Origin of the sequence: Pseudomonas syringae, assembly GCF_000737245.1 — a bacterium.
Lineage (GTDB): Bacteria > Pseudomonadota > Gammaproteobacteria > Pseudomonadales > Pseudomonadaceae > Aquipseudomonas > Aquipseudomonas syringae_J.
Genome location: NZ_JPQU01000047.1, coordinates 1 through 12696, shown reverse-complemented (window position 1 = coordinate 12696; position 12696 = coordinate 1). Strand labels below are relative to the sequence as shown.

11 protein-coding genes are annotated in these 12696 nt (G+C 58.9%); 4 read left to right on the top strand and 7 right to left on the bottom strand.

The features are described 5' to 3' along the window. Nucleotides 1–157: 157 nt before the first annotated feature. Nucleotides 158–1081, bottom strand: a complete 924-nt coding sequence (locus tag IV01_RS08425) for a formate/nitrite transporter family protein (RefSeq protein WP_032629951.1) — start codon at nucleotides 1079–1081, stop codon at nucleotides 158–160. Between the two features lie 127 nt (nucleotides 1082–1208). On the opposite strand from IV01_RS08425, the gene IV01_RS08430 reads away from it, so the two are divergent. Next, complete coding sequence (locus IV01_RS08430; protein ID WP_032629950.1) at nucleotides 1209–1694, top strand: GNAT family N-acetyltransferase; 486 nt, start codon at nucleotides 1209–1211, stop codon at nucleotides 1692–1694. Nucleotides 1695–1794: 100 nt separating this feature from the next. Continuing rightward, on the top strand, nucleotides 1795–3549 hold the full coding sequence (locus IV01_RS08435; protein WP_418903546.1) for a S8/S53 family peptidase: 1755 nt from the start codon (nucleotides 1795–1797) through the stop codon (nucleotides 3547–3549). Between the two features lie 220 nt (nucleotides 3550–3769). Here the strand turns inward: IV01_RS08435 and pncA are convergent, their stop codons facing one another. The 4 genes from pncA to gudD all read right to left on the bottom strand — a co-directional run bounded on the left by pncA (nucleotide 3770) and on the right by gudD (nucleotide 7792). After that, complete coding sequence (gene pncA, locus IV01_RS08440) at nucleotides 3770–4405, bottom strand: bifunctional nicotinamidase/pyrazinamidase (protein WP_032629947.1); 636 nt, start codon at nucleotides 4403–4405, stop codon at nucleotides 3770–3772. A gap of 133 nt (nucleotides 4406–4538) precedes the next feature. After that, nucleotides 4539–5495 carry a D-2-hydroxyacid dehydrogenase family protein gene (locus IV01_RS08445; protein ID WP_032629946.1) on the bottom strand — a complete coding sequence of 319 codons (957 nt, stop codon included), beginning with the start codon at nucleotides 5493–5495 and terminating at the stop codon, nucleotides 4539–4541. A 60-nt stretch (nucleotides 5496–5555) separates the two neighbouring features. After that, the gene (locus IV01_RS08450; RefSeq protein ID WP_032629945.1) at nucleotides 5556–6209 is read right to left on the bottom strand and encodes a DUF1345 domain-containing protein; all 654 of its coding nucleotides are present in this window, start codon (nucleotides 6207–6209) and stop codon (nucleotides 5556–5558) included. 242 nt (nucleotides 6210–6451) lie between these two features. After that, entirely contained in the window at nucleotides 6452–7792 is a 1341-nt protein-coding gene (gene gudD / locus IV01_RS08455; RefSeq protein WP_032629943.1) for a glucarate dehydratase, read from the bottom strand. A gap of 473 nt (nucleotides 7793–8265) precedes the next feature. Here gudD and IV01_RS08460 point away from each other — a divergent pair, with 473 nt between their 5' ends. Next, entirely contained in the window at nucleotides 8266–8979 is a 714-nt protein-coding gene (locus tag IV01_RS08460; RefSeq protein ID WP_032629942.1) for a FadR/GntR family transcriptional regulator, read from the top strand. A 115-nt stretch (nucleotides 8980–9094) separates the two neighbouring features. Here IV01_RS08460 and IV01_RS08465 read toward each other — a convergent pair whose 3' ends face one another. Then, nucleotides 9095–10210 carry an alpha/beta fold hydrolase gene (locus tag IV01_RS08465; RefSeq protein ID WP_050507778.1) on the bottom strand — a complete coding sequence of 372 codons (1116 nt, stop codon included), beginning with the start codon at nucleotides 10208–10210 and terminating at the stop codon, nucleotides 9095–9097. Between the two features lie 276 nt (nucleotides 10211–10486). On the opposite strand from IV01_RS08465, the gene IV01_RS08470 reads away from it, so the two are divergent. Next, entirely contained in the window at nucleotides 10487–10864 is a 378-nt protein-coding gene (locus IV01_RS08470; protein ID WP_032629940.1) for a VOC family protein, read from the top strand. Nucleotides 10865–11065: 201 nt separating this feature from the next. On the opposite strand, the gene IV01_RS08475 is transcribed toward IV01_RS08470, so the two are convergent. After that, nucleotides 11066–12601 carry an FAD-dependent oxidoreductase gene (locus IV01_RS08475; protein WP_032629939.1) on the bottom strand — a complete coding sequence of 512 codons (1536 nt, stop codon included), beginning with the start codon at nucleotides 12599–12601 and terminating at the stop codon, nucleotides 11066–11068. Between the last annotated feature and the right edge of the window lie 95 nt (nucleotides 12602–12696).

Here is a 12696-nt window from a genome sequence, read left to right as displayed (position 1 = left end):
CAGTATTCTGGCGGAAAAGACCTGAACAGTTTCTGAAAAGATTTTCATCTGCCCAGTAGGCTTGTTGGAGCGAGGCTTGCCCGCGAAGAACGATGACGCGACCTACCTGACAGACCGAGGTGGCGGGTTCGCGGGCAAGCCTCGCTCCAACAGGGGCTTAGCCAGCCAACCGTTCCTCCTTGTCCTTCTCTTCTTTCTCGCGCTTGCGATCTTCGATTCTTTTCAACCGATCCCGCTCCAGCTTGGCCGTGGTGTCTTTCTCGCTGCGGATCTGGGCATGGCTGAGGATGGCGAAGATGAAGCTGCCGCCGATGATATTGCCGGCCAGGGTCGGTGCCGCGAAGACCAGCCAGAAATCCGACCAGGACAGCTCGCCGGCGAACACCAGATAAGACGCCTCGGCCGAGCCGACGACGATGTGGGTGAAGTCGCCCAACGCCATCAGATAAGTGATCAGGATGATGATCCAGATCTTCGCGGCCTCCATGGAGGCGATCATCCAGACCATGGTCGCGATCATCCAGCCGGAGACGATGCCCTTGGAAAACATGTGGGTGACGTCGTTCTCCATGACCTTGCGGCCGATTTCCAGAAAGGCGTGGTCAGTCTGGCTGTCAAAAATCGGCAGGTTCAACATCACGTAAGCCACTAATAAGGTGCCGCACAGATTGCCGAACAGCACCACGCCCCACAAACGGAGTAACCGACCGAAATTGGCCAGTGTCGGTTTGCTCATCACCGGCAATACCGCAGTCAGGGTGTTTTCGGTGAACAGTTGCTGGCGAGCGAGGATCACCGCCAGAAAGCCTGCGGAATAACCCAGGCTGGCGATCACATGGCTGGATTCAATATCCGGCAGTCGGGATTTGAACAGACCCATGGCCATCAACGACAAGCCCATGGTCAGGCCAGCGGCCAGCGCCGACCACCACAATGCCGCGATACTGCGCTCCAGTTCGTGGTCACCCTGGATGCGGATAGTCTCGTGGAGCACCGCCGCACGGGGTGGCTGGTTCTCGTCGACTTCGCGCTCTTCCTCTGCGGATAACCCGGGTGTTCTGCCTTCTGACTTATCGTCCATACAACTTCCTTAATGCGGGTGAGGGCGTAGACCTTTTAATGCTGCGCCGGGCTGTTGCTTGAGACACAATCCACCGCCGGTCGTTCGCTGCTGAACGACGCTGCCATACAGATAAAAGGAGAAAGTTGTGACTGTGCAAATTCGTGAAGCCACCCGAGCCGATGCCAAGGTGATTCTAGGCTTCATTACCGAGCTGGCGATCTATGAAAAAGCCGAGCATGAAGTGCTGGCCAGCGTTGCCGATATCGAGCGTAGCCTGTTCGACGAAACGTCTCCCGCGCGAGCGCTGATCTGCCTGCTCAATGACCAGCCCATCGGTTTTGCCGTGTACTTCTTCAATTACTCGACCTGGCAGGGCCGCAAAGGCCTGTACCTGGAAGACTTGTTTGTTTCCCAGAAACATCGTGGGGTCGGTGCGGGCAAACTGTTGCTGCGCCATTTGGCGAAGATCGCTCATGACAGCGGTTGCGGGCGTTTCGAATGGAGCGTGCTGGACTGGAACGAGCCAGCCATCGAGTTCTACAAATCCATTGGCGCAGTACCGCAGGATGAGTGGGTGCGCTACCGCATGGAAGGCGAAACGCTGAAGGATTTCGCGCTCGGCGTTTCCTGAAGCCTGAACCCTGAACCCTGCAGCGGCCCGACAGTCAGACTGCTATCGTCGTGTCCCTCAGGATTGCTCAATGCTCAGTCGTACTTTGTTCCCCGCGTTCATGGTCGCCCTGGCGAGTCTTTCCTGCGCTCAGGCCGACGAGCCGTTGCGGGTCGAGCGCCTGCAGCGCTGCGACGATTTGACGGGTCGTGAGCAACAGACGTTCTGCCTGGGCGCGCGCGGGCTCACGTCTGAAGACGTGCAGCTCAAACTCGACGGTAAACCACTGTCCCAGTCGCTGCTGGAACGCGATGGCCAGCAGCTCAAGCTGCGCCTGAATGCTGCCGATTGGCGCAGCGGGCCGCTGTGGCTGGAGCAGGGCGGCCGCAGCAGCAATGCGGTGTGGCTGAGTCTGGCGGGCAGCCATGTGCTGGCGGCCACCCCACAGCAAGTGGCGAAAAATATGGACGGCCTGACAAGTTATGTCGATCTGGTCAGCGTGATCATCGAGGAACGCTTCAACGGCGCCGAGGAAGCCGAGCGCATCGCCCGCAAATTCGGCGCTACGGTGGTGGGCTCTATCGCGCCGCTCAATACCTACCAGTTGCGTCTACCGGTCAACGATCTGATAAATCGCGACGCCCTGGTCCTGCGTATTGGCAGCGAGGTCAGCGTGGATGCGGTGGTGGTCGAAGAATCCGCCGCTGAGCCTGAGATCACTCAACCGTCAGAAACCGACGCCGCACCCAGCGACGGCAAGCAGCCCAAGCCTACTCAGGAACAGTGGGCGGCGAATCGGTTTATGGACGCGGTCAATTATTACCAGCGCCGGATTCCCGCCAAAGCCTCATCCATCAAACCAGTACCCATTCGCATCGGCATCATTGAGCGTGATGTGGATTTTGATGCGCCGGACTTTGCCGACTATCTCGGTGACTGCAACTCCGGCAAGCCACGCACCTGCCTCTACGCCCGCGATGCGAAAAAGCCCGATGGCCATGGTTCGACAGTGGCCGGGATACTCGCCGCCGATACCGGCAAGGGCGGCAACACGGGTTTCCTGCGAGCGCTGGACGGCGTCAGCCAGGGCTTCGAGGTGATCGTTGAGCGCAATTCGGACGCCGGGATCACGGCCAACGTTGCGGCGTCGGTCAACCTGGTCGAGGACGGCGCACGGGTCATTAACTGGAGCTGGGGTTTGCATCGGGTCGGGGCGAAAAATGTCGAGGGTGATGAAGTTGAGTCACTGATTCGCTCCGGTCTGGCGATGTCCGGTTACGAAGAGCTGCTGGAGGAGTTTTTCCTCTGGTTACGGCGCCAGCACCCGGATGTGCTGGTGATCAACTCGGCAGGCAATGGCTCATCCTTTTCCGGCACTGATGAGTACCGGTTGCCGTCGTCTTTCATCACCGAGCAGTTATTGGTGGTCGGCGGACATCAGCGTAGCAAGGACGACGATCTGCCCATCGACGACCCGGCTTACGTCGAAAAGCGCGCGTCGTCCAACGTCGACAGCCGCGTAGACATCATGGCCGCCGCCTGCACCCGGGCCTCGACGCTGATGGCTGGCGAGCAGGGCGCGGTGCATTGCGGCACGTCCTACGCGACGCCCATGGTCACGGGGATTGTCGCGGCCATGCTGTCGATCAACCCGAAACTGACACCTGAACAACTGCGCATGCTGTTACGCCGCAGCGCCATGCCCATCGGCGGCAATTTCGATTTCGAAGCCATGGATGCCGACGACCTCACCGCACCGATTTTGCCCTCGGAGCGCAACTATCAGATGGACGACAAAAACATTGGCCGCTCGGCGCGCCTGGATATGCAGAAGGCTTTGGATCTGTCAGTGCAAAGCCTTACGCGAGAGCGTTGAACACGTGCACGTGACTTTTAGTGAAAGCCACAGGTGTCAATCTCAATATTGGTGCGATGACGTGGGACCGGCTTTAGCCGGGAAGAGGCCGGGACGATCACTGATCATGGGTCGTGAGAAATACCGCTTTCCCGGCTGAAGCCGGTCCCACGGCGTACTTCAGCTTGCAGCCAACCATAGAGCTTCCAGCGGAAAAACGGCACCGCCATCGCAGGTGTTGTCATCCGTTAAGCAATTCGCTGCTGGTTATACGCGTCACCCCGGCCGCCAACATGTCCTGCCAAGCCTTTTCCAGCGTGCCATTCATATCGATGGCCCGACAGGCGTCTTCTATAACCACGGTGGTGAAGCCCGCCGCCCTGGCATCCAGCGCTGACCACGCCACACAGAAGTCCAGTGCCAGCCCGACCACAAACACGTTCTTGACGCCACGTTCATTCAGGTAGCTGGCAAGGCCGGTGGGCGTCGTGCGGTCTGCCTCAAGGAATGCCGAATAGCTGTCGATATGCGAATTACAGCCTTTGCGCAAGATTAATTGCGCGTGGGGCAGGTCAAGTTCGGCATGCAGCTGTGCACCCTGGCTGCCCTGAATGCAGTGATCCGGCCACAAGGTTTGCTGGCCATAGGGCAGGGCGGTGATTTCGAAGGGGACCCGCCCACTATGGCTGGAAGCAAAGGAAATGTGCCCGGCCGGATGCCAGTCCTGTGTAATGACAACACCCCGGAACTGCTGCCCCAGGCGATTGATCAACGGCACCAGCGTATCCCCTTCAGCCACCGCCAGAGCGCCACCGGGCATGAAGTCGTATTGCATGTCGATGACCAGCAGGACGCTGTCGAGGTCGAATGGGGTCATGGTAAGTCTCCTGTTCTGTTGTCGCAGATCCTGTGGGAGCGGTGCTTGCCCGCGATAAGTCTGAACGCGGTTCACATTAGGTCGCGTCCGGCCTTATCGCGGGCAAGCACCGCTCCCACAGAAGTCAGACGCCTCAAGAAAACACCCGAATCGGCGCACCCGCATCCCAGGCCTGGATATCTTCAATCATCTGGCTGAAGAACATCCTATAGTTGTTTTCCGTGACATACCCCACATGGGGTGTGGCGAGCAGGTTATCCAGCGTGCGTAACGGATGGCCAGACGGCAACGGCTCAATGGCGAACACGTCCAGCGCTGCGCCTGCAATCCGCCGTTGTTGCAGGGTATCGATCAACGCTGCCTCGTCAACAATTGGCCCGCGGGCAGTATTGATCAGATAGGCCGTTGACTTCATCCAGTCCAGCGCCTGCTTGTCGACGAGGCCTCGGCTGCGGTCACTGAGCACCAGATGGATGGACAGAATATCTGCCTGCTCGAACAATTCCTGCTTGCTGACGTAAGTCACCCCGGATTCGGCAGCCGCCTCAGTGGTGAGGTTTTCGCTCCAGGCGATGACCTTCATGCCAAATGCCAGGCCGTAGCGGGCGATCCATTTGCCGATGCTGCCCAAGCCGAGGATACCCAGCGTCTTGCCATGCAGGTCGCTGCCCAGGCCGATCTGCCACTGGCCGTCGCGCAATGAATTGGCTTCGGCCACCAGATTGCGTGTCACACCCATGATCAGCGCCCAGGTCAGTTCGGGCGCAGCATGTTTGTAGCTTTCGGTGCCGCAGACCTGAATACCAAGCCGTCCGGCAGCTTTAACATCAATGGCCGCGTTGCGCATGCCGCCAGTTACCAGCAGCTTGAGATGCGGCAGCTGGACGAGCAGGGCTTCATCGAAAACCGTGCGCTCGCGCATCACGCAGATCACATCAAAGGCCTGCAGACGGGCGGCCAGGGTATCGGTATCGGCGGGATATTCATGCAGGAAGCTCACTTGGCCGATGCCATCGAGCACCGACCAGTCCACAACTTTGCTGGCGACGGATTGCCAGTCATCGAGCACAGCAATTTGCGTTTGCGTCATGTCGGATCGCCTTCAAGAGCTTTTTAAGGTTGTGCCGCCACATTAGCGCCAGATTGCCGCTTAGCCAAACAGACCGGCAGCAATATTGATGGAAAAGCCCAGAATCGCTGTATTGAAGATGAATCCGATCAGGCACTGTGCGAGAACGATCCTGCGCAGACCCGGAGTCGCAACCCCGACATCGGAAGTTTGCACGGCAACGCTCAAGGTGAACGAGAAGTACAGGAAATCCCAGTAGTCAGGGTGCCGCTCGCCATCAGCAAAGCGCAGGGCGGGTTCCTTGCCTTTCCAGGTGTAAAACAGCCGGGCGTAGTGCAGGCTGAAAATCACCCCGGTCACCAGCCACGAACCGACAATGGTCAGGCCGGTGAAGGCGTAATGCAGCGCCCGATCGTTGCTGGTCATCTCCTTGCTGCCGGCCAGTTCCAGGGTGATTGCCGCGAGACTGGCCAGTGCCGCGACACAGACGGTGACCAGCACCAGGCCAGCGTTTTCATCTTCGACCATGGAAATACGCTCGGCGTCCGCCGCGTTGGTGCGGAAGGTGCGCACCAGGATCAACGCCAGATAGATCCACACGCCGACGTTCCACGCGATAAGGCATTTACTGGTAATTGAGAACTGCGGGGCAAATACGGCTGCTGCGATACCGCTGGCAAGGCCAAAGCCTGCGGCGATGCTCAAACGGGGATGGGTATGAGCGATATGGGACATGTCCGGGCTTCATGACGAGAGAAGCACGAACCTTAACACGCGGTTGAGCGGGCATAAAAAACGGCGCGCAAGGGGGTTGCGCGCCGTATGCCAGCTTGGCAAATCTTCAGATGTAAACCCCCTGTGGGAGCGGTGCTTGCCCGCGATAAGGCTAGACGCGGTTGGCCTGATATCTGAGACGGCCTTATCGCGGGCAAGCACCGCTCCCACAGGGATTGGCGTCAGGCATTCAGCTCAAAATATCAACGCACCAGACACGGCTGCTTATTGTTGAACTTCCAGTCCGGCACCAGGAATTGCATCGCGGCGCCGTCGTCGCGGGCACCCAGGCCCATGCCTTTGTACAATTCGTGAGCCTTGTGGACCTGATCCATGTCCAGCTCGACGCCCAGGCCCGGCTTTTTCGGCACCTGCACGCAGCCTCCGACGATCTCCAGTGGGGCCTTGGTCAGGCGTTGGCCGTCCTGCCAGATCCAATGGGTGTCGATGGCCGTGATATCGCCCGGTGCAGCGGCGGCCACGTGGGTGAACATCGCCAGGGAAATATCAAAGTGGTTGTTGGAATGCGAACCCCAGGTCAGGCCCCACTCGTTGCACATCTGTGCGACCCGAACCGAACCCTGCATGGTCCAGAAGTGCGGGTCCGCCAGCGGGATGTCCACTGACTGCAACTGAATGGCATGGCCCATTTCACGCCAATCGGTGGCGATCATGTTGGTGGCCGTCTTCAAGCCCGTGGCGCGGCGGAATTCGGCCATGACTTCGCGACCGGAATAACCATTCTCAGCGCCACAAGGGTCTTCGGCGTAAGCCAGTACGTGATGTTGATCGCGGCACAGGCGGATGGCTTCTTTCAGTGACCAGGCGCCATTGGGATCAAGTGTGATACGGGCTTCGGGGAAGCGTTCGGCAAGGGCGGTTACCGCTTCGATTTCCGCATCGCCGCTGAGCACGCCGCCTTTGAGTTTGAAATCCTGGAAGCCATAGCGCGCTTGCGCAGCCTCGGCCAGACGCACCACGGCTTCGGGAGTCAGGGCCTCTTCGTGGCGGACGCGGAACCAGTCGTTGTCGGCATCTTCTTCACGGCGATACGCCAGATTGGTCTTGCCTTGATCGCCCACGTAAAACAGATAGCCGAGCATCTTCACTTCATCGCGCTGCTGGCCTTCACCAAGCAGCGCTGCGACTGGCACGTCCAGGTGTTGGCCAAGCAGGTCGAGGAGGGCGGCCTCCAGGCCGGTCACGGCATGGATCGTCACCCGCAAGTCGAAAGTCTGCAGGCCACGACCACCGGAATCGCGCTCGGCAAAGGTCTTGCGCACTTCATTGAGGATTTTCTGATAGGTGCCGATCGGGCTGCCTACCAACAGTTGCCGGGCGTCTTCCAGGGTCTGGCGAATGCGTTCACCGCCGGGGATTTCGCCGACACCCGTGTGCCCGGCGTTGTCCTGCAGGATCACGATATTGCGGGTGAAGTAAGGCCCGTGGGCGCCGCTGAGGTTGAGCAGCATGTCATCGTGGCCGGCCACTGGGATGACTTGCATGCTGGTGATCACGGGTGCCTTGTTCAGATTCTGATTCATGTTGTAAATCCCACTCGTTATTTTTATGCGGGTTGCTCACGCTTGTCGCTTGCCTTGAGAGACATCATACAAGTAAGGCGCCGGTGTGCAACTAGTCGTTCACTTGTTTTTAGAAATTTGGGGTGGGAATTATTAAGGTGATCCGCCGCGCCTGGTCCGCTAGACAAGTACATTTATTCTGGTTTATCCCCATGAATACGGGTGTTTATGGCTTTATCTTGCGGGCGGGTGAGGTATGGGTAATCTCGGCCTTGCACAGCAAGGTCACTGATTTCGAGGCTTTCAGCGATTGGAGTTAAAGCTCGCCTAACCGGGTTGTCATACAAGCTGGATGAGTTTTACAGGGCTGCTTGTCTGACAAGTGCCAGCGGCGAGGTGATATATTTGCAACATCTTGTGGTTGCCAAGCGGGTTCATGGAGCCACATAACGGCCTCAGACCGACTCACGAACGGCTGTTCAGGAAAACACTTCATGCAAGAGCCAACCCAGCCTGCCCCAAAGCGGCGGCAACATAATCTCGCCACAGATCTGGTGACGGACCTTAGCCAGCGCATTCTGTTGGGCAAGATACCGGCGGGGCAGAAGCTGCCGTCTGAAAACGAAATCGTTCGCCAGCATGGGGTCAGCCGGACGGTGGTGCGCGAGGCCATCTCCAAACTGCAGGCGTCGGGGTTGGTGGAAACCCATCATGGGGTCGGCACCTTCGTTCTTGATCGCGGCAATCAGACCGGGCTGCACCTGAAGGTCGAGACCGCCGCCAGCGTGCGAGACATCATTGAGTTGCGCATGGGCCTGGAAACTCAGGCGGTGGCGCTGGCAGCGTTGCGGCGCACCGACGAGCAACTGGCCGCGATGCGTCAGGCGCTGGATGATTATCAGAATCAGCTGGCCAATGCCGACAGCTGCGTGGAGGCGGACAAGCGTTTTCACATGTTGATCGCCGAGGCGACGGGCAACTCGTACTTCACGGAAATCATGCAACACCTGGGCAGCGCGGTGATACCCCGCAGCCGGATCAATGCCAGTGAACGTGCCGGCACCAACCTTGCGCGCCATGGTTATCTGGCCAACCTGGAGCACGAAGCGTTGCTCGCCGCCATCCGCCGCCAGGATCCCGACGCCGCCCGCGCGGCGATGTGGACACACCTGAGCAACAGCCGCGAGCGGCTGGCGCCGCTGGAGTGAGTGTTGAACGGGCTATTTTCTGTAGGAGCGCACGAGCACCGCGAGGCCGCGATGGCGGTGTGTCAGGCTGGACGCCATCGCTGCCTCGCGGTGCTCGTGAGCTCCTACAGGTCAGTCATTTAGCTTCAGCTCCCAACACCCCCATCATCACCGTTGACTGCCACTCGAAATACGGATTGAAGGTCAGGCGTGCGTGAATTTTTCCCGCTTCGCGATGGCCCCAATCCGAATACCAGACCGGCTGGCCCGCCAGGCATTTCTGCATGTCCGGGGTTTCCTGGCCGTTCCAGCAGATGCGCTGTTTGCCGTCCACGCCGTACAGAGCGTTATCCGGGGAGAACAGCAGACCCATATGGGAAAACTGGCTGATGCGGTACTGCGGCAGATAATCCTCGCGCACCAGCACTCGGGTATTTTTTGCGGCAGGGGCCGGGCTATCCCCGTACCAGATCAGCCGACTCGCGGGGTGGGTGAAGCGCGCGTTGAAGGTATCCAGCACATAACCCGTATCCAGCACCGAATCGTGCTGGGTAATGGCGACGAACACCGGTTTGTCATAGCTACGCTGATCCAGGCGCTTTTGCGCCAGCACGCTGCTGCGATAGAACTGCGCAAATCCGTTAGTGGGCACATTCAGGTAACGCACCGGGGTTTGCAGTGGGCGCAGCGGGTCGTTCGGGCTGGCCAGCCACGGACGTGCCCAGGAGATCCATTGGGTCAGCCAGGCATAAGGGCTATCAGAGCGAAAGGCCGGTGAGAACAACACCAGTCCGGCAATTTCATCGTGGTCGTAGGCGTAATCCAGAACCAGATTCGCCCCGGTGGAAAACCCGCCCAGATACACCTTGGGCACTTCCTCGCTCAGGGTCTTTGCCTGTTCACGAACCACGTTCTGCCACTGCTCAAGGGTCACATCGAGCATGTCGGACGGCTGCGTGCCGTGCCCAGGCAACAGCACGGTGCGAACCAGAAAACCCTGGGCAGCAAGCCGGGCGCCGACGTCATGAAAAGACCATGGCGAGTCCCCCAGACCGTGAACCAGCAGAATCCCGCCCTTGGGCTGGCCGTTCGGCCGCCATTCCTGAGGCGCGTTCCATTGCAGCTCGACGGCACGATCGTTGGTTTGAAAGACGCGGCGTTGCTCAAGGATCTCCAGAGTCTGCTGGCGATAGTCGGCGAAGCTGGGGGATGGTTTGTCCGCACTGGCCAGCAAGGTGCATGACTGGAGCATGAGCAAGGCAGGAAACAGGAAGATGATGTTGGGTCTGGCCAAGAGTGATTCTCTTCAAGGAGGACAGTGCATCGCGTCAAATGGCTTCAAATACTTGAGAGCGCAAGCACTGTGCCATGACCAGGGTTGTGACGGCCAGTTGGCCGGAGTGCTTTCTTGTTGAGGGGCGCGTGTGGAAAAGGTTCTCGTTGTGAGGCAGCCTTTCTTGGCATAACTTGACCGCACAAATCAGCGCGCCAGCAAAACATCTGCCTGTGCGACCCAGGAGCATTATCCATGATCGACCACCTTGACCATCTCGTCCTGACCGCCACAAATGCCGAAGCCACTCAGGACTTTTACGTCCGGGTAATGGGCATGCAACTGGAAACCTTTGGTTCCGGCCGGATGGCTTTCAGGTTCGGCGCGCAGAAGATCAATTTGCACATTCGTGGGGCAGAGTTCGAGCCCAAGGCTCACTTGCCGGTGCCCGGCGCGCTGGACCTGTGTTTCATCGCCGCTGTCCCGCTGGAGCAAGTTATCCAGCGGCTACAAGCCTGCGACTGGCCGATTATCGAAGGGCCGGTTTTACGCACCGGGGCGACCGGCCCGATTCGCTCGGTGTATGTGCGAGACCCGGATCTGAACCTGATCGAGATCTCTGAGTTGGTGTGAGTGATGAGGTGGCACACGATCTATTGTGTGGGAGATTTTCTGGTTGCCCGCAAGCTGACGTGGGACCGGCTTCAGCCGGGAAGGCAGCATTCCAGACGATAAATATGGCTCGGAGGTACTGGCCTCTTCCCGGCTGAAGCCGGTCCCACGTCATCAGGCCACCTTGCGGGCAAACAATTGAATCTCCCACGACCCCGCACATCAATGTGCGAATCCATCAATCAACCCCAAGGCGTCGTCCGCCATCAACGGTTGCTTCATCCTTTCGGCAAACATCGCCATAACGCGCTCGTATTGGCAGGCCACAATCGCGTCGACTTGACCTTCCCGGCAGATCAACGCAATGAAATCGAAGTTTTCCGGTTCCCCTTTGAAGATGATGTCATCCCAATGCTCGGCGTGGCCTAGATAGTCGATGCGTTTGCCGAAATGGAAGGTCCAGAAGAACGGCACGTCAATATAGCGATCTGTGCCGCCGAGCATATTTCGGGCAGCGATACGCGCCTGTTGTTGTGCCACGCGCCAGTGCTCGATGCGCAAAGGTGTTCCGGCAAGCGGAAAGGTCGCAATATCTCCGGCAGCCCAAACCGCATCGCCTAGTCGCATACCCGCATCCACCGGCAACGAATCGTCTTCTTCGCGGGCGACGCCGTGGAGAAAATCAGTCGCCGGACGTACGCCGGTTCCCAGCAGTACCAGATCGGCTGGCAAGCGCTCGCCGTTATTGAGCACCACATCCGTGAGTTGCACCTCACCCTCGAATCTCACCGCTTCCACATGGGTGCGAAACAATACGCCGTTTTGTTCGTGGAGCTTGCGCAGCGCTTTGCCAATGCGTGGGCCGAATTGTTTCTCGAAGGGTATTTCATGACGGGCCAGGACGGTGACGTCCAAACCACGTTTACACAGCGCCGAGGCTGCCTCCAGGCCAATAAAACTGTCGCCGATGATCACCGCATGACCGCCGGGCTGCGCAGCATCGAGCAGCGCGCGAGCATCATCGCGGGAGCGCAATGTGAGCACTTGCGGCAAATCTGCACCGGGCAGTTTCGGGCGCTTGGGTATGCCTCCGGTCGCGATCAGTGCTGCGTCGTACCTCAACTGCTGTCCGTTGCTGAGCGTCAGCATTTTACTCGGCATGTCCATGCCGGTAACCATTGCCTGAATACGCTGGATCCGCTGTTCGCTATAAAAACTCTCGTCGCGCAACGGCGGTACTTCATCAGGTGGCATCTGACCAGCGATCACGAATTTGCTCAAGGCGGTTCGGTCGTAGCCTGGCTGCTGCTGCGGGTCGATCAAAACCAGCCCGCCGGCGAAGCCCATTTCCCGCAACGCAGACGCTGCCGCAGTACCCGCAGCGCCAGCGCCTACGATCACGAAGCAACGTGAATCGGCCGATGCACTTTCTTCTTTGCCCGTTGGCAAAGGCTGATCATCGATCACCACCTGGCCGTCCACCACCCTGGCCGGATAGCGTCGCAAGCTATCCAATGCCGGCGGCTCGCACAGGCTGCCGTCCGCGATAGCAAATGCAGCGTTGTGCCACGGGCAAATCAGCTTGCCGTTGCAGATCGCACCTTTCGCCAACGGCGCGCCGGCATGAGGGCATTCGCCCTGATACGCGCGAATCTGATCATCGATACGGATGAGGGCGATTTTCTTGTCACCGATCTTGACCTGCGTTGCACGGTCCAGAGGCAGATCGGCAAAGCGGGCTACTGGATGGAGAGGCATGGGGTTCTCCTGAATAAATTTGGCACATACCTCCTGTAGGAGCGCGCTTGCCCGCGATTGCGTTGTGTCAGGCCATAGATTTTTCTCTGACACAA